The sequence below is a fragment of the Noviherbaspirillum sp. genome (assembly GCF_035944575.1).
Lineage (GTDB): Bacteria > Pseudomonadota > Gammaproteobacteria > Burkholderiales > Burkholderiaceae_D > Noviherbaspirillum.
Genome location: NZ_DASZBA010000154.1, coordinates 63,190 through 81,043 on the forward strand (window position 1 = coordinate 63,190; position 17,854 = coordinate 81,043).

The 17,854-nt window shown below is 58.1% G+C and carries 17 protein-coding genes; 9 read left to right on the top strand and 8 right to left on the bottom strand.

All coding sequences use genetic code 11. The annotated features are described in order from the left end of the window. Nucleotides 1–113: 113 nt before the first annotated feature. Nucleotides 114–1,736 carry a cytochrome c oxidase subunit I gene (gene ctaD / locus VGU61_RS11275; RefSeq protein ID WP_326859220.1) on the top strand — a complete coding sequence of 541 codons (1,623 nt, stop codon included), beginning with the start codon at nt 114–116 and terminating at the stop codon, nt 1,734–1,736. A 118-nt stretch (nt 1,737–1,854) separates the two neighbouring features. On the opposite strand, the gene VGU61_RS11280 is transcribed toward ctaD, so the two are convergent. Beyond that, entirely contained in the window at nt 1,855–2,082 is a 228-nt protein-coding gene (locus VGU61_RS11280; protein WP_326859221.1) for a hypothetical protein, read from the bottom strand. A gap of 264 nt (nt 2,083–2,346) precedes the next feature. Between VGU61_RS11280 and VGU61_RS11285 the strand changes: the two genes are divergently transcribed. Then, entirely contained in the window at nt 2,347–3,102 is a 756-nt protein-coding gene (locus VGU61_RS11285) for a hypothetical protein (protein ID WP_326859222.1), read from the top strand. A gap of 330 nt (nt 3,103–3,432) precedes the next feature. Here VGU61_RS11285 and VGU61_RS11290 read toward each other — a convergent pair whose 3' ends face one another. Continuing rightward, nucleotides 3,433–5,838 carry a DUF1631 family protein gene (locus tag VGU61_RS11290; protein WP_326859223.1) on the bottom strand — a complete coding sequence of 802 codons (2,406 nt, stop codon included), beginning with the start codon at nt 5,836–5,838 and terminating at the stop codon, nt 3,433–3,435. Nucleotides 5,839–5,917: 79 nt separating this feature from the next. Then, complete coding sequence (locus VGU61_RS11295; RefSeq protein WP_326859224.1) at nt 5,918–6,634, bottom strand: pseudouridine synthase; 717 nt, start codon at nt 6,632–6,634, stop codon at nt 5,918–5,920. 58 nt (nt 6,635–6,692) lie between these two features. On the opposite strand from VGU61_RS11295, the gene VGU61_RS11300 reads away from it, so the two are divergent. From VGU61_RS11300 to VGU61_RS11320, 5 genes are all read left to right on the top strand, one after another. Then, entirely contained in the window at nt 6,693–7,229 is a 537-nt protein-coding gene (locus VGU61_RS11300) for a pyridoxamine 5'-phosphate oxidase family protein (protein WP_326859225.1), read from the top strand. After that, a complete protein-coding gene (locus VGU61_RS11305; protein ID WP_326859226.1) occupies nt 7,226–8,569 on the top strand; it encodes a GAF domain-containing protein in 1,344 nt (447 codons plus the stop codon). Before VGU61_RS11300 ends, VGU61_RS11305 begins: the two co-directional genes overlap by 4 nt. A 184-nt stretch (nt 8,570–8,753) precedes the next feature. Then, the gene (locus tag VGU61_RS11310; RefSeq protein ID WP_326859227.1) at nt 8,754–9,716 is read left to right on the top strand and encodes a thiamine pyrophosphate-dependent dehydrogenase E1 component subunit alpha; all 963 of its coding nucleotides are present in this window, start codon (nt 8,754–8,756) and stop codon (nt 9,714–9,716) included. 9 nt (nt 9,717–9,725) lie between these two features. After that, on the top strand, nt 9,726–10,700 hold the full coding sequence (locus VGU61_RS11315; protein WP_326859228.1) for a pyruvate dehydrogenase complex E1 component subunit beta: 975 nt from the start codon (nt 9,726–9,728) through the stop codon (nt 10,698–10,700). A 102-nt stretch (nt 10,701–10,802) separates the two neighbouring features. After that, nucleotides 10,803–11,210, top strand: coding sequence for a hypothetical protein (locus VGU61_RS11320; RefSeq protein ID WP_326859229.1), 408 nt, complete (start codon nt 10,803–10,805; stop codon nt 11,208–11,210). A gap of 10 nt (nt 11,211–11,220) precedes the next feature. Here VGU61_RS11320 and VGU61_RS11325 read toward each other — a convergent pair whose 3' ends face one another. After that, on the bottom strand, nt 11,221–11,646 hold the full coding sequence (locus tag VGU61_RS11325; RefSeq protein WP_326859230.1) for a universal stress protein: 426 nt from the start codon (nt 11,644–11,646) through the stop codon (nt 11,221–11,223). 162 nt (nt 11,647–11,808) lie between these two features. Beyond that, nucleotides 11,809–12,318: a Spy/CpxP family protein refolding chaperone gene (locus VGU61_RS11330; protein ID WP_326859231.1), complete on the bottom strand. Its 510-nt coding sequence runs from the start codon at nt 12,316–12,318 to the stop codon at nt 11,809–11,811. Nucleotides 12,319–12,534: 216 nt separating this feature from the next. Here VGU61_RS11330 and VGU61_RS11335 point away from each other — a divergent pair, with 216 nt between their 5' ends. Further along, nucleotides 12,535–13,257 carry a response regulator gene (locus tag VGU61_RS11335; RefSeq protein ID WP_326859232.1) on the top strand — a complete coding sequence of 241 codons (723 nt, stop codon included), beginning with the start codon at nt 12,535–12,537 and terminating at the stop codon, nt 13,255–13,257. Continuing rightward, the gene (locus VGU61_RS11340; protein WP_326859233.1) at nt 13,254–14,582 is read left to right on the top strand and encodes an ATP-binding protein; all 1,329 of its coding nucleotides are present in this window, start codon (nt 13,254–13,256) and stop codon (nt 14,580–14,582) included. The genes VGU61_RS11335 and VGU61_RS11340 overlap by 4 nt, the downstream gene beginning before the upstream one ends. A 151-nt stretch (nt 14,583–14,733) precedes the next feature. Here the strand turns inward: VGU61_RS11340 and VGU61_RS11345 are convergent, their stop codons facing one another. The 3 genes from VGU61_RS11345 to VGU61_RS11355 form a co-directional block, all read right to left on the bottom strand. Beyond that, on the bottom strand, nt 14,734–16,884 hold the full coding sequence (locus tag VGU61_RS11345) for a DUF6311 domain-containing protein (protein WP_326859234.1): 2,151 nt from the start codon (nt 16,882–16,884) through the stop codon (nt 14,734–14,736). 119 nt (nt 16,885–17,003) lie between these two features. Next, entirely contained in the window at nt 17,004–17,699 is a 696-nt protein-coding gene (locus VGU61_RS11350; protein WP_326859235.1) for an ankyrin repeat domain-containing protein, read from the bottom strand. A gap of 7 nt (nt 17,700–17,706) precedes the next feature. Beyond that, the coding region (locus tag VGU61_RS11355) for a TatD family hydrolase (protein WP_326859239.1) at nt 17,707–17,854 on the bottom strand (148 nt) is incomplete at its 5' end.

Consider the following 17,854-nt stretch of genomic DNA (forward strand, 5'->3'; position numbering starts at 1 on the left):
CCGAACTTTTCAGGCAGGTGATTTTCAAAATGCTCATCCCCCCGACCGCCGATGACCATCGGCGGTTTCTTTAGAACACACAAGGCTGCGTCCGCATCCACCCGGAGAATTCCATGAGCGTCCCCCCGCACGTCATACACGGCCATGCACATGCGCCTGGCGTTCCACATGAGCACGGCCACGATCACGCGCATGATCATCCGCATGGGTGGCGGAGGTGGCTGTATGCCACCAATCACAAGGATATCGGCACGCTCTATCTATGGTTCTCATTGGCGATGCTGCTCACCGGCGGATTCATGGCGATGCTGATCCGCGCGGAACTGTTCCAGCCAGGCATCCAGCTTATCCAGCCGGAGTTCTATAACCAGATGGTGACGATGCATGGCCTCATCATGGTGTTTGGCGCCATCATGCCGGCCTTCGTGGGCTTCGCGAACTGGATGATTCCGCTGCAGGTCGGCGCATCCGATATGGCGTTTGCCCGGATGAATAACTTCTCGTTCTGGCTGCTGGTGCCGGCGGCGATCCTGCTGGTCGGCTCGTTCTTTACGGGCGGTGGTGCGACGGCATCCGGTTGGACACTGTATCCGCCGCTCTCGCTCCAGATGGGCGTCGGCATGGACATGGCGATCTTCGCCGTGCATATCATGGGTGCATCATCGATCATGGGATCGATCAACATCATCACCACCATCCTCAATATGCGCGCTCCCGGCATGACGCTGATGAAGATGCCGATCTTCTGCTGGACCTGGCTGATCACCGCTTACCTGCTGATCGCCGTCATGCCGGTGCTTGCTGCGGCGATCACGATGCTGCTGACGGACCGCCACTTCGGCACCACCTTCTTCAATGCCGCCGGTGGTGGCGACCCGGTGATGTTCCAGCATATCTTCTGGTTCTTCGGCCATCCCGAGGTCTACATCATGATTTTGCCGGCCTTCGGCATCGTGTCGCAAATCGTTCCGGCGTTTTCGCGCAAGCCGCTGTTCGGCTATGCGTCGATGGTCTATGCCGCCTCCGCGATCGCGATTCTGTCGTTCATCGTCTGGGCGCATCACATGTTTGCCACCGGCATGCCGATCACCAGCCAGCTCTTCTTCATGTACACCACGATGCTTGTCGCGGTTCCGACAGGCGTGAAGGTGTTCAACTGGATCGCGACCATGTGGAAGGGATCCCTGACGTTCGAGACGCCGATGCTGTGGTCGATCGGCTTCATTTTCGTCTTTTCCCTTGGCGGCTTCTCCGGCCTGATACTCGCGGTCGCGCCAATCGACATCCAGGTGCACGACACTTACTACGTCATCGCGCATTTCCACTACGTGCTGGTTGCCGGGTCGCTGTTCGCGATCTTCGCGGGCTATTACTACTGGGCGCCGAAATGGACCGGATACATGTATAACGAAACCCGTGGCAAGATTCATTTCTGGGCATCGATGGTCACGCTCAACATCACCTTCTTCCCGATGCACTTCCTGGGGCTCGCCGGCATGCCGCGACGCTACGTCGACTATCCCGCTCAGTTCACGGACTTCAACATGATTGCCTCCATCGGCGCATTTGGTTTCGGCCTGAGCCAGGTATATTTCCTGTTCGCCGTCGTGCTTCCCAACCTCAAAGGCGGCGAGCCGGCGCCGGCTCGCCCGTGGGAAGGAGCCGAAGGACTTGAGTGGACGGTGCCCAGCCCGGCCCCTTTTCATACCTTCGAAGTGCCGCCTACCGTCAAATAAAAACGGAGGCGGTTGCAAAACAAAAAAGCTGCACATGAAATGTTCATGTGCAGCTTTTTATTTAACGCGGATTGCTGATTACATCTGCAGCCGGCGGCAAATGTATGCTTGCATACGTTTATGCGCCATAACGCGAATTCAGCAACTCCGTTACTACAGCTCTGGTTTCTTCAAGGGTATCGGCGCCTTGCTTATGATCGAACACCATGGTGTGCTTCGACTCCCCAAGACGATTGCCATCCTGATCGGTAACCAGAATTACCGCCATCAACTTGTTGCCGTTCTCCACTTCCTGTATCTGAGCTTCCGCTTTCCATTTTCCCAAATTGCAATGTAGCGTTTGCATTTCTTCTCCGCTTTTCGATATATCGGAATCTCAACATGAGTGCGGCTTCCATAAAATCAAGCCATGAATTTTTCATTGGGAGCCGCCTGATTAATACATCGGAAAAGCTGGAAATATAGGAAGCGGCTGAGCCGGAACGACTCGCTGTGAGCCTCCCCTTTCAGGCATAAAACAAATAAGAAGGCCGCCAACGTGTAATCGCCGGCGGCCTTTTGCAATGCAGCAAATGCCGCGATTTGCTTACTATTTACTGCTTACTTGCTGGTGCCGCTGGAGCTTCCGCTGCCCGTTGTGCCGGAGCCACTGCCCGTACCCATCGAGGAGGATCCGGAAGTGCTTGGGCTGGAGCTGCTGCTCGAGCTTCCGGAACCGCCGGTCGATCCGCTGCCGGTGCTGCCGGTGCTTCCTGTGCTGCCAGAGGAGCTTGGCGACGAGCTGCTGCCCGAGGTACCGGACGAGCTTGGGGAGGATGAGCTGCTGCTGCCCGAAGTGCCGGAACCACTGGTGGAAGTATCAGTGCTGCTGGAGCCGGAGCTGCTTGGAGAGGTGCTGCTGGATGAACCGCCAGTGCCGGAAGTACCTGAGGAACCCGACGTACCGGAGGTGCTTGGGCTGGTAGCGCTGCTGCCCGACGTGCCGGAACCGCTGCTGCCGCCCATGCCCGAAGAGCCGCTGCTGCCGGAGGTGCTCGGGGAGCTTGCGCTGCTGCCCGATGTGCCCGAGCCGCTGCTGCCGCTCATGCCGGAACTGCCGCTGCTGCCTGACGAACCCGATCCGCTGCTGCCCGATGTACCGGAGGATCCACTGCTGCCGGAAGACATGCCGGAGCTGCCACCCGAGGATGTATCGCTGCTTGAGCCGCTGGTGCCGGAAGAACTCTTCTTGCTGCTGGAGCCGCTGGTGGCGGAATCAGTGCTGGATGAACCTGATGAGGATTGCGCGAACGACGGCCCTGCAACACCGATCATTGAAATAAGAATGGCGAGCGTCAACTTCTTCATATTGCCTCCTGAGACTTAATGAATGGATTTAGCTTCAGCAAATTGCCAAAGGTAGTCGTTAGACTTTAATTAACACGCAGGTTCGCCTATATACATTTTGTTACGATTCCTGGACCTTGATAGAGCACAAGGAGCAAGGGAATATGCGGGTGTCGCGTAACAAACTGGCCACAGTGATTTCGGCTGTTAACTTTTTCTACGGCGCAGTGGAAGCAATTTCGCGTGATGGCGTTTGCGGGATGAAGCGACGAGGCTGGATGAGGTTATTGGGCAGGGTTCCTATGCCCACTGCACTCGAAATGGGTGAAACGCAATATTTCCATCCCGGCGAATGTCCGAGTCGATCGTATTACTGATTCACTGCGTCAGCCTGCTGTACGGCTGCCGCAGTTGCCATGATGGATTGAGCGGCTCTGTCGAATAACGGCGCTCGTTCAACCGGACGCAGTTTGCCTTCCAGTAGAGATTGCAGCAACGATGCCGACGCATAGATCAGCAGCTGTCCGTCCGCCGACAATCGGAACAGATACAGGAGGCGGCGTGGGCTGATCCACACGAGGCGCGCCAATGTTTCGTTATCGCCGGCTGCGGACAAATACTTCATGCTCCCGCCAGGCTGCAGTTCGTTAAGAAAGTGGATACCTTCTTCCAGTGGCAGCAAGGCTTCGCGTTCGAGAAACAGGCTGGCAGTCACGCCATGCCTGCGCAAGAGGGGTTCCAGGATCGAAGCCGGCACGTCGCTTGTCTCACCCTCGATCCACAAGCCGTCTTTCCAGTCGATCACCAGAAGCGAGAAACGCCCGCGCAATTCTTCCAGTGTCGGCACACGCTGCGGGCGCGTTGCCGGTGACGGGCGCATGACTTGCATATGAAGACTTACCAGATGGTCGAGTGCTTGCTTCGCCTCCTCTTCCGGCAGCTGGATTGATTGCAGCCCGGCGCGCAGCCGTTTTGCCAGTTGCGGCAACAGCCGCATCAGCATGCTGTGTTCCTGCGGATTCTGCTTCTCCTGCACGCTCCAGATCAGGTCCGACACCATGTCTCTCGCTTCCTGATGGCTGATATCCGGATGCGGCCCGCCGGCGTCCGACTGCTCATGCAAAAAGGTCTGCACCAGCACGCGCGACCATATGCCGGTAATGAATTCCGCCACGCGTTGCTCCACCCTCAGGGGCATGATCAAGTCTTTCAGGGAACGCGCGACCCGGATTCCAAGAAGCGTCTGCCTTTCGGTTTCCTTCAACGCGTCGATGCACTGCGCACTACCATCTTCCGTGGACGGCAGATGTTTCTCGAGGAATTCCTCCAGGCCTTCCAGCGACTTGGCAAATACCCGCACATCGTCCTTGAACTCGGAAAGGATGCGGTACACGATCCGCCCTGCTTCCTTGCCGAAGATGCCACCGAAGCGCTCCGAAAGATCGGAGCCGATGGCGACCGTGCAAAGCCGGTTCAGCAGTTCACGCGCGGGGTGATGCAATTCCTGCAGAAGCTTCGGCTCAAGCAATGCCGCCTTGAGGAACGGGATCTGCAGACGGCTGAGCACGGTGCGCAGGGGCGTTGGAATCTTTTCATCGCCCAGTAAGAATTCGAACAGGACCGCCACGATATCGATCACCATCTGTTGCGATTCGTCGGCTTCGTTCGGTCCAAGCTGTTCCCGTAACTTGAACAGCTGATTTTGCTCCGGCGACAGTTGCTCATCGATCGACTTGCCTTCGACCACCATCGCTTGGTAACGGTCAAGCCGGACGAAAAGATCCTCCTGCACCACCGGCAATGCATCGGCAAACCCGCCCTCCGGGTCACTTTCATCGGCGGTCGCGCCGCTTGATCCACTCTTATCCGCTGCAATGCCTGCGCCGGCGGCACCGCCTGCGTTGCCCGCGCCGGATGGCGAAAACAGCCGGCGCATCATTTCCTGCAGGCTTGCCGGCTGCCCGCCTCCGATGAGGTCGTCCAGCTTCATCCCGTTCGCAAAGGAAGCATGTCCGAGCAGCGCGAAGAGATGCTGCATGCCGGAAAGCGCACTTGCGCTGACAGGGTCGACCGACGCTCCGGAACCGACATCCAACCCGCCGAAATAACGCTGGTTGGGTGTCATTTTCGACGGTTGGACCACCATGTTCGCCCGTATGCCGCTGGACTCGAAAGCACCGCGGATACTGGCGTAGTAATCCGGCAGATGACGGATGATTGCGATGGAAAAGTGATGGAACAGTACTTTGATGACGTTCTCATCGCTGGACACTTCCTTGACTGCGTCGTGCAGCGACCGCGCGATCAGATAAGGCCGGAAAGGATTTTCGCGCTCACGCGCTTCGGATTCGCCATGCATCTGGGCGACGATGACATTCAACCGGCCTATGCCTTCCATGTCGGCGTCGCGCATGCGGGTCAGCAGACGGTCCACCTCGATCTGCCGGTTGACCGTTTCGTCGTCGATCAGGGACAGGTCGTTTGCCGACAGCGACGACACGTCGGCGCGCAGGTCGGTGTACATGGTGCGCATCGCCCGGTTCAGCTGGGTCCGGAACAGGGTATCCATGCGTGCGAGGAAAGCCGGACCGCCGTCGCGCAGCACACGGCGCGCCACGGAGAGGCTTTTCTGGTCCACCATGGAGCGGGTGGCGGCCATGGCCTGCATGATGGTGTTGTCCGCGTCCTGCGCGGTACGCTCGATCATGTGCGAAAAACCGTACAGCGCCCGTTCCCGCGCCAGATCGAAAATTCGTGTGTACTCTGTGTCGGCCATAACGGCAATCAGCGTTGTCGCAGAAAAGTGTTGAAGACAGGCACGGTTATGTTATCCAAGATAGGCGACGCCGACAAACTCAACGTTGTTTCAACAAGGAAAGTTGCGTAGCATCAAGGTAACACCATTCTCCTTCCTTGAGTTGCAGCGAATCGAGGGTCAGATCGCCGATGGCGGTTCGCTGCAACGCACCACAATGGTTGCCGGCTGCCGCCAGCATGCGCTTCACCTGATGGTACTTGCCCTGCTCCAGTACGATTTCGATCCGATGGTCGTCCAGCCGGCGGCAGCTCACGGCAGCCAGCGGCGCCGGTTCGTCATGCAACTGCACGCCCGAGAGCAATTGCCGTATCAGATCGTCGGTGACCGGGTCGTGAGTCGTCGCCACGTACAGCTTGGGCACGTGCCGCTTCGGCGACGACTGCGCATGGATGAAGGCGCCGTCGTCCGACATCAGCAACAGTCCAGTGGTGTCATGATCGAGCCTCCCGACCGGCTGCACCTCGCGCCAGGTGAACTGTTCCGGCAGCAGCGTCAGCACGCCGGGATGGTGGCTGGGCTTCCTGGAACATTCGAAGTTGGGCGGCTTGTTCAGCGCCAGATAGACATGTTCGCGGTAGACCCACGGTTCGCCGAATACGGCGAAATGCAGGTCCGCGGTATCGAAATTCGTGCGGTAGTCATCGATGGGTTCTCCGGCGACAGTCACTTCACCGTCGGCGACCAGTTCCCGGCACCATTTCCGGCTGCCGAATCCCTGCGACTGGAGGATGCGATCCAAACTCATTTTGCTCATCGCAGCACTGTAGCAGAAGCCGTGACGATGGGTGACTGGCAAATGGAACGGCGTTATCATGTCGGCAAAAAGATCCCTTGCGTGCGACGATCCCGCCATGCCGCCCGAGCCCGATTCCCTTCTGGATACCGACAATGCCGCCTTCCTGCAGCGCGGCGTCTCGATCAGCGTGGGCGCCTGCGACGATGGCGGCCAGCCCTGCCTGGCCCGGGCAACCGGCTGCAAGGTAACGAACGACCTGCGCCGGGTAACCGTTTTCATTTCGGCTACCCAAGCGGCACAGGTGCTGGCCGGCATACGCGCCAACGGTGCCATCGCCGTGGTATTCAGCGAGCCCTCCACCCACCGTACCCTGCAACTCAAGGGCCGCGACGCAGCGGTCTCGGGATTGAACGGCGCCGATATGCGCATCGTGGAGCGTTATGCGGGTGCCTTCGCCCGCGAGCTTGCCCCTTTGGGCTTCGAAGAAGCCGTCATCCGCACCCTGCTTGCCTGCCCTCCGGCCGACCTGGTGGCATTGACCTTTACGCCATCCGAGGCCTACCTCCAGACGCCCGGCCCGCAAGCCGGCAAGCCGCTGAGGGCCGGCGCATGATGATCAAACTGGACGCAATCCGGGAATGCCTGGAGGGCGTGGTTCCCGGCATCATGGCCACTGCGGCGCCGGACGGCACACCGAACGTGGCCTACCTTTCGCAGATCCAGTTCGTCGACGGCGATCATGTCGCCCTCTCCTACCAGTTCTTCAACAAGACGCGGCAGAACATCCTGAGCAATCCCCGCGCGATGCTGACGGTCACCAATCCCGCGACGGCGGCACAGTACCGCCTGACGCTGGAATTCCTCCGCACCGAAACTTCCGGCCCCCTGTTCGAGAGCATGAAGGCGAAACTGGCCGGCATCGCCTCGCATACCGGCATGAGCGGCATTTTCAAGCTGCTAGGCGCCGATGTCTTCCGCGTCGTCCATATCCACCAGGTGCCCGGCGCATCGTTGCCGCCGCCCCCGAAGCAGCGCAACTTGATGGCGTCGCTGCGCCACAGCAGCGAACGGCTTTCGGCCTGCCAGGACCTGGACCGTCTGCTGAACGAAACCCTGGCTTGCCTGGACGAGCTATTCGGCATACGCCACACCATGGTTCTCATGATCGATGCGCCGGGCGAACGGCTCTACACCGTCGCCAGCCGTGGTTACGAGGCCTCGGGCATCGGCTCGGAAATTCCGCTTGGCAAGGGAGTGATCGGCGTGGCGGCGCGCGAGAAAACTCCGATCCGCATCGGCCACATGAATGCCGAGTATGCCTACAGCCGTGCCATCCGCGAGAACGCGCAGCATAGTGGTTGGGCCGATGCGCTCGAAACCGAGATTCCGTTGCCAGGCCTGCCGGAATCCCGCAGCCAGATGGCGGTGCCGATCGTCTTCGCCCAGAAACTTCTGGGCGTCCTGTACGTGGAAAGCCCGCAGGATCTGCGCTTCACCTATGACGACGAAGACGCACTGGTCACCCTTGCGCTGCAGCTTGGCCTCGCGATCCATCTACTGCAAAGTGCCGCCGAAGCCTGCGAGGAGGCACCGATGCCAGATATGTCAGGGCCTCCTGCCTTCGGCGCGCCGCTGGTCATCCGTCATTTCGCCGAAAACGATAGCGTTTTTCTCGGGGATGACTACCTGATCAAGGGTGTTGCAGGCTCGATTTTCTGGACATTGTTCCGCGACTTTGTCGACAAGAAGCGCAGCGAATTCACCAACCGGGAATTGCGTCTGGACACCCGCATACGGTTGCCGGACGTCAGCGACAATCTGGAAGCCCGCCTGATCCTCCTCAGTCGCCGCCTGGTCGAGCGCAATGCCGGCATCCGCCTTGAAAAGACCGGCCGCGGCCGTTTCCGCCTGAGCGTCGGCCGTCCGGTCGTGCTGGTTGACGAAGCCGGCTAGGCAAAAGATGCCCGTCTGAAATTTCTTCCTTACCCTTTCTTAAAACTTCATTCAAACAATCGTAAATAAATCTTAAGCCGGAAAACCGGTGATTTTCTTGCGTCGTTCGGATTTACACTCCGTCCTCACTTGAAACCGGCCGCAGACGCCGGTCGATGAATTCAACTTTCAAACGAGGACAACCATGATGCAAGCCAACCGCGACAGCAGTCCCGCCGCCCTGCTTGAATCGATGATGCTGATCCGTGCCTACGAAGAAAAGCTGGCCGCATTGCATGCCGCCGGCAACTTCCCCGGCACCTGCACGTCGGTCGGACAGGAAGCGTCAGCCGTCGGCGTCGTGCGCGCACTGCGCGCCGAAGACCGCATACTCACCAACCATCGCAGCGCCGGCCACCTTCTCGCCCGCGGCGCCGATCCGGGCCGGATGCTGGCCGAAGTCATGGGCCGCAGCACCGGCTACTGCAAGGGCAAGAGCGGTTCGCTGCATATCTCGGCAAAGGAACTGGGCGTCGTCCTGACCTCCACCATCGTCGGCGGCGAGCTGTCGCTTGCGACCGGCGTGGGACTGTCCATGTCGATGCTGGGCGAGCCGGGCATCGTTGCCTGCTTTTTCGGAGACGGTGCGGCGGGCGAAGGTATCTTTCACGAGTCGCTGAACCTAGCGGCAGTGTGGAACCTGCCGGTCCTGTACATCTGCGAAAACAACCAGTGGCAAGCCTTCGTGCACCGCAACGAAACCATGGTCGGCGACCATATCAGCGAGCGGGCGATGGGCTATGGCATCGCCAGCCGCACCGTGGACGGCAACGACGTCGAAGCGGTGTTCGCCGCAGCGACCGAGGCGGCGGCACAGGTGCGGGAGACCCGCAAGCCTTTTCTGCTCGAAACCTATACCTACCGGCTGCGCGGACATTTCGAGCCGGACGAGCAGGAGTATGTCGACCCGGGCGAGCTTGCCGCATGGCGTGCAAAAGACCCGATCGAGACGGCGCGAAAACGCCTGCACGACAGCGGCGTGCTGTCCGTCGCGGATCTGCTGCAGATGGAGCAGCGCATCGAGACTGCGATCGACAAGGCGCTGGCATTCGCCAATGCGTCCCCCTTCCCGGCGCTATCCGAACTCACCACCGACGTCTACGCATAGGAGCAGGCCATGCCACAAATCACAGTCAATGAAGCGATCGGCCAGGCGCTGGCCGAGGAAATGCGGCGCGACGAACGCGTCATGATGTTCGGCGAAGGCGTCGCCACCAAGCGGCAGGACCTGGTCGGCGAATTCGGCAAACTCCGGGTACGCAACACGCCGCTGGCGGAAGGCATCATCGCCGGTACCGCCGCCGGGGCGGCCGCAACCGGCCTGCGCCCGGTGGTCGACCTGCTGTTCGCTCCATTCCTCTGTTTTGCGATGGATGAAATCGTCAACAGTGCCGGCAAGCTGCGCTACATCTCGGGTGGCCAGTTCGAGTTTCCGATGGTGGTGATCGCGATGACCGGCGGCGGCTGGACCGTCGGCGCACAGCACAACCACAATCTGGAAGCCTGGTTCGTGCACAGTCCGGGCCTGAAAGTGGTGATGCCGTCCAACGCGGCCGACTTCAAGGGCCTGCTGAAATCGGCGATCCGCGACGACAACCCCGTCCTGTTCTTCGTCGACATGCCGCTCGGCTATGTGCCGGGGGAAGTCCCCGACGGCGAGCACCTGGTGCCGCTGGGGAAAGCCGCCGTCAGGCGTGCGGGAACCGACGTGACCATCATCTCCTACGCGAAGATGGTCGACACCTGCATGCAGGCGGCCGGACAACTTGCTTCAGTGGGTATCGATGCGGAAGTGATCGACCTGCGATCCCTGAAACCACTGGATGAGGAAGCGATATTGCGCTCCGCCCGCAAGACAGGCCGCGTACTGATCGTGCATGAAGCCAGCCGCATGTGCGGCGTCGGCGCGGAAGTGGCGGCCATCGTCTCCGAACAGGCCTTCGATGCCCTGAAGGCGCCGGTGCGGCGGCTGACCGGGCCGGATGCGCCCGTGGCCTCAAGCTATGTGCTGGAACAGGCTTTCATGCCGCAGGCGGATGCGGTCGTAAAAGCGGCGGCGGCGATGGTTGGGGAAGTGGCGGAGGCTACGTGAGTCCGCCTGCCGAAGTACATAAATAAATCAGGAACTACTCCTTGCGGAGGAAGAGTACCGTAGAAAAAGTGCTGCAAGATCATTCAACTACTGGAGAACACCATGCAACAAGTCACCCAACCCGCGCCGGCCTTTTCCTCCGTCGGCATCATCTGGATCAAACTTGCGATCGTCTACCTGATGATCGGCGTCGGCATCGGCATCGCGATGGGCGCAAGCGAAAACTTCACGCTGCGTCCCGTGCATGCGCACATCAACCTGCTCGGCTGGGCAACGATGGCCCTTGCCGGACTAATCTATAGCGTGTTTCCGCAAGCCGGCATGAGCAAACTCGCGAAGGTGCACTTCTGGCTGAACAACATCTCGCTTCCGGTCATGGCAATCGCCCTTTCCCTGCTGGTAAACGGGCACCGCGAGATCGTGCCGGTGCTGGCCGCATCGGAAATTGCCGCCGCACTCGGCATCATCGTGTTCGCGGCGAATATCTTCCTGAACCTGAAGAAGGCGTGAAAGCGAAGCGTCAGCGCACCAGCAGCACCGGCACTGACGTCCCGGCGAGCACCTTGGTGGCGGTCGAACCCATCACCAGGTTCTTGAGTGCGCCATGGCCATGCGAACCCATGACGATCAGGTCGATGGCGTTTTCGGCGACATAGGCTTGGATTTCGTCGTCGATCTCGCCGGTGCGATACCCCGAGTGCGTGCGGATGTTCTTATCGGTGAACAACTTCTCGACCGGGTCCAGCACCGCCGCCGATTCCTCGCGATAGTACTGTTCCACTTCATCGTGGCCGAGCACCGCGCGGGCGCGGCCGACGGGGATCGGCGCCTTTACATGCAGCAGGTGCAATTCGGGCTCGCCCTGGAACCAGTTCATGTGGGAAAGCAGATAATCGGCCGCCTTGGCTGTAAAGGGCGATCCGTCCACCGCGAGAAGTATTTTCATTTTCAATGTCCCTGGAAGATTGCCGGTATCCGGCACTGTCGTTAGACCGGTATTCAGAGACCTGCAAGGACTGCGGGTTCTGAAATCGGCCTAACGACTGTAACAAACAAGCCGGCAATTTTCTTGACATGGATCAAGCAGGCCCGAGTCGGCCGATGTCCATCACCGGCCGTGATGACCATGGTGATGGCGGCCATGTCCATGCCAGCCGCGGACGGATTCCTCGTCGAAGACCTTCTTCTGCGCCGGCGTCAGGATTGCATAGAACTCTTTCGTTGCCTCCACGCGTGCGGCCATCTTCTTTTGCATCTCCTGCATCATCGCCAGCCTGCGTTCCATCCGTTCAGGCGTGGTGAGATTCGCCATCTCCTCGCGGTTCGGACGTGCCGGATGGGCGCCGGGCTGCATCCGCTCGACATAGGCAGACCAGGCGGCTTCTTGTCCGGGCGTCAACTGCAGCTTCTTGTGCAGCTCGGCCATCCTTTCCGCCATGCGCTGCTTCATCTTTTCCATTTTCTGTTCATGGCTCATCCGCTTGCCGTTCTGGTCCGCCGGAACGTTCTGGGTCGTTTCCGGTGCGGCAGGGGTCGTCTGGGCGAAAGCGGATACGCCTCCGGCGAGGATGCCGAAGGCTGTCATGCCGCTGATCAATTGTTTGCGAAATCGGGTCATCTTCATTCCTTTTCATTCATGAGTGGATGTGCGCAGTTCGCACGCCATGGAGTATGTCCACCGGATGTATCGGCGGCTTGTCGCGCACCGGCCGATTTGTAGCCTCGCGTATCAGGCGGCAGCCTCTATGTATCATGCTGTATCAAATTCGCCGTGAGTAACACCCGGATACAAATCGACACCTTCGCCGCACGCTTGGTTGCCATAATAAACGCCATGGAAAATACACCCGCCATCCTGATCGTCGACGACGATCGCGACATCAGCATGCTCCTCGCCGAGTATCTGGAAAAGAACGGCTATCGGACCGCCACCGCCGGCGACGGCAAGGCAATGTGGAAGCGGCTCGATGAAATGCACATCGACCTGATCGTGCTCGACCTCAATCTGCCTGGCGACGACGGCCTGACGCTGTGCAGGAACCTCCGCGCGACGTCGAGCGTCCCGGTGATCATGCTGACTGCCCGGGGCGAGCCCGTCGACCGCATCCTCGGACTGGAAATGGGCGCGGACGACTACCTCCCGAAACCCTTCGAACCGCGCGAACTGTTCGCCCGCATCCGCAGTGTACTGCGCCGCACCCAGGCCCTGCCGCCCGGACAGGAGGTACCCCAGGTCCAGCATATGCAGTTTGCCGGCTGGACGATGGATTTCACCGCCCGTCATCTGATCAACCCGCAGGGCGTGGTCGTGGCGCTGTCGGGCGCGGAATACCGGTTGCTGAAAGTTTTCCTCGACCATGCGAACCGGGTGCTCAGCCGTGACCAGCTGCTCAACCTGACGCAGGGCCGCGATGCCGATCCTTTCGACCGCTCCATCGACCTGCAGATCAGCCGCCTGCGCCAAAAGCTCGGCGAGGATGCCCGCTCGCCGCAGATCATCAAGACGGTCCGCAATGAAGGCTACGTGCTTGCCACCGCGGTCGCCAAGCCGCAATGAAGGCTCTTTTCCAATCGATGACGAGCAGGATCGTCCTGATCCTGATCGGCGGCGTGCTGGCCGCTGCGTTGCTGACCCTTGGGCTGGCGCTCGGCGAACGTCAGCAGATGATTGCCCAATTCCGCGAATATCACGCCGTAGAGCGCGTTGCCCAGTTCGTGCTGTCGCTGGAAACGGTGCCGCCGGACCTGCGCACCCGCTATCTCGCGGCGGCGGCCGGCATCGGCATGCGGGCAGAACTTGCGCCGGGCACCGATACGCCAGCCGGGCAGCAGTCCGAACTGGCGGCCATGCTCGAGAAGCGGCTGGCGGGCGTACACACCGTGACCTCAAGCGCCATACAGCCCACAAATTGCGGCCCGACGCGGCGCAAGGGAGGGGAACACCGCGGCCGCTGCGAAGCACTGCTGGTGAAGCTGGAAAGCGGCGAGCAACTGCGCCTGACGGTGATACCGCCCCGGCCGCCGCCACTAGCTCCGCGCGGCGACTGGATGATGTATGGCGTCCTGTTCCTGATCAGCGTCGGCGTGCTCGCGGCCATCATCGCGCGCATGACGATGCAACCCCTCAAGCGGCTGGCCAAAGCAGCCACCGAACTCGGCGACGACATCGAACGCCCGCCGCTGCCGGAACGTGGCGCCACCGAAATACGGCAGGCTGCCGCCGCATTCAACGCGATGCAATCCCGCATCCGCCAGCACATTCAACAGCGCGCACACATCCTCGCCGCGATCACCCACGATCTCCAGACGCCCCTGACGAGACTGAGGCTGCGCCTGGAAAAAGTCGATGACCCGCAGCTGCGCGACAAGCTCATCGGCGATCTGCTGGCGATGCAAGGCATGGTGCGTGAAGGACTGGATCTGGCACGCAGCATGGACTCTGCCGAAAAGATGCAACTGCTCGACCTCGACTCGATGATTGACAGCGTTTGCACCGACGCTATCGATGCGGGCCAACCGGTCACGGTCAAGGGTACAACCGGCGTCTTCTTGCACGCCCGCCCGATCGCCCTACGCCGCTGCCTGACCAATTTGATCGACAACGCAGTGAAATACGGCGGCCATGCAGAGGTCGGCGCGACACGGGCGGGTTCGCTGGTAACGATTTCGGTGCGGGACGACGGCCCGGGCATTCCCGAAACCGAACTGGAAAACGTCTTTTCGCCCTTCTACCGCCTGGAGCAGTCACGCTCGCGCGAGACCGGCGGCACAGGATTGGGATTGACGATTGCGCGCAATATCGCGCAACAGCACAAGGGGAATTTAATACTGGCAAATTTGCCGGAAGGAGGACTGGAGGCAAATTTGAGATTGCCGTGTTAGCGTATTTTGAATTTAAGCTTTGACATAACATTCACCACGTATAAAACCTCTGTACTAAGTAATTCCAGTCGAAATGGCTTCGATTGAAAAATGCATGAGTATTTGGCACAACCAGAATCATGAAGTCAGACGACAGATTTAAGTACTAGATTTAAAGTTTTTCGATCGAGAGATCCTTTATTCTCAGATCGCTTTTACCCAAGAAAAAAGTGCGTACTTCAAGAATCTGTCCGCGATCCTCTACGGAGAAGTTTCCATCCACCGTCCCTTGACCCGACAAGGTACCGTATAGTGCGCCGGCATCAATCGTCCGAAGCATATTGGCTGAATCTTTCAGCACGACATCCCAGTTCCCGACAACGGCGGTTAAATCCATCGAGCTAGCGTAGCGTAGTGTGAAGCGATATTTGCCGCGCTCCAGAAAAAGATAAGGGCCATAGGAAAGATATCCAACCTGGCTCATGCTTGATGCAACTAATTGCGATTCTTGAAGTTGACCTATTTGCGTCGGCAAACTGTCTGCAGGAATGGTTATTTTATTCTTGTGCAAACTATGTATCGGCCGGGTGTGAGGGAGAACCGAGTTCCAGTAAGTGCCTTGGCGACCAGGTGTACATAAGATGAATTGCTGCCATTCGATACATTCGCCTTTTCTAGCAGCTATCTCAAATTCAATAGGAACGTTGAAAGCATGAGTCTTGACGTAGCTACTTAACGTTACATACAGCTCGTCCTTTTGAAAAGGCATATCAAACGTACGGTTACGGCGTTCACAGGTCTGATTCGGGCGAGTGGTATATGCGGTATTAAACAGGAGAGAGTTATATCCGGCGACGCGCTGAGCGATTAAGTAACTCTGCCAATCCGAGCTGCCACAACCATACTCGGGGAAAAAGTTAATCTTTTTTACGTCTGCAATGAGTGGCTTCCAATGATCAATTTCATTCGTAGCAGGCTTCGACGCTGCATGCGCGATCATCTTACGAAGGTGTTGGGTGTCAACCCATTGCACAACGAGCGCGATTGCCAACAAGCAGACTCTATACGACGTCACCTCTTTCAAAAGAATGCTAAGCGTTGCAAAGAGGATGAAATAGCCTGCAACCCAAAAGAAGCGGCCACTGCCTCTGAAAGTACCGATAACCCAGTCGAACAGCGAAGGCAGCGAGTAAGAGAAGACAATACTTTTCCCTACGTATATTGTGGTCGACAATGCATAAAGAGTGAAAAGCAGAAGAATCGCCGACAAAGTTGGATGCTTTTTAATGTTGGCAATAATCGACGCTCGCCCTTTAAAAATGGCGAATGGAAGAAGAAAAAGTAATCCAAGTCCAAAATAGTTGTATCCCTCGTATTGACCACCTGAACCATCGACTGTGCATGGAAACAAAGTTCCACCACATAACGGTGCCAATAAGTTCATTGAATAATAGTCAAATCCAGGAGCAGTCGTTTTCCCGTGCCCGGTATAGCCGAAGGCAAGAAGCACTCCCAATATTACGGCGACGGATGTAAGCAGGTGAAATAGTAATTTCAAGCGACTTTCGCCCATAGCTGCACGGTCGCCCAAAAAAGCCACGAAGAACGGATAACAGAAGGCTAATAGGTAAGGGTGAACGGTTAGTGCAATGACGCAAACAAGAATAAGAGCGCCAGACACCGTGTTGCTTGTCCCCTTCTTTTGGAAGCCGAGAAAATATAATCCGAGCGAAAATAGAATCACACTATGCGTCATCAACGCAGTGTGATTGAATCTCCATAGCAAGGCTGGCCAGAGCAGTCCAAACGTTACCGCGCTGATCGTCGCGACGAGGTGGCGATGACCAAGGGTCCGTATTAGAAAATTGGATGCCAATGCCTGCGAAACAAAAATTACGCCATGCCACAATCCAAAGTAGTGGAACCCAGCAGGAAGATAGTGTGAAAAGAACTTAAAAAGGATGGCTGGTAGCGGAATGCTGTCCATGAATGCGATGTTGACGCCTTCAGGATGATTCAATCTTTCCGTTTGCAACAGCGGGAAACGCCATTCGTCTTCGGCATAAAACAGCCAACCTGACACATGATTCGCAGGATCGGCTGTTTCAAAGAAACCTGAAACTCCAAGAAGAAAAGCTAACGGATAAATGCTTAAAACAAACGCGATGCCTAACAGGCTGGCAAATAGGTAAGAAGTTAAGGGAAATATTTCCTTGGTAGCCAATCCTGTGCAATCTTTAACCTTGCCGAGAAGATGTCTTTTAACTGACTGTACTGATAGAAATTCAGCATCCTGTGACATAGAATAATTCTGGGTTGCCAAAACCATTAATTATAATGTCAACAATTCTCCAATCCGAGCAAGTGCCTAGATAAAGTGCCTATATAGATTGGCGCCTTACAATTTACTTGACCGCCAATCGTGGAAGCCAATGCAGGGGCCTACAGCTTCCCCATCTTTTTCAACCGATGCGTCAAGCCCTCGACAATCTCCGTATGCTCATACTTCTTCGCAAAGTCAATCGCATTCATCCCCAGCTCATTCTTCAACGTAGGATCAGCCCCCTCATCCAATAGCAGCTTCACCGTCATGATATGCCCCGACCTCGCCGCCATCATCATCGGCGTCGTCTTGTTCGGCGCCTCGGCATCGATATAGGCATGCTTTTCAAGCAGCATGCTGACGATATCGTTATTCCCCACCGCCGCCGCATAATGCAGCGCCGTCCAACCCGTCTGATTCACTTCCGCGCCCCGCGCCAGCAGCATTTCCACCACCTGTTTATTTCCCTTGAACGCCGCGATCATCAACGCCGTATCGCCGTTCTTCGCGCGCACGTTCAGGTCGATGCCGCGTGCATCAAGCAGTACCTCGACAACCCGCATGGAATTGTCGCGCAGGGCCAGGATCAGGCCGGTATCGCCGCGTTCCGGTTCAATCAGGTTGGGGTCAAGACCTCGGGCAAGCAGCGACTTCAGCAGGCTGATGTTGTCGGTTTTCACCGCGGTGAAGAAGTCCTCATAAGCGCCGGCTCGCGCTGTGGATGGCACCAGGGCGGCCAGCGGCAGCGCAGTAAGGAGCCGCAACGAACGGCGCCGCAAAGCGCCTTTGCAGGAAGGGATTGTGGGAATAGGCATCACTCGGTCACCTGGCAATCTTGAATAGCTGAAAAAAGTTATCGGTAGTCTGCTGTGCGACCCGCTCCAGCGGCTCGCCCTTCAGGTCGGCGAGGAACTCGGCGACATGCCGCACGTAACCGGGCTCGTTCATCTTGCCGCGGTACGGCACGGGG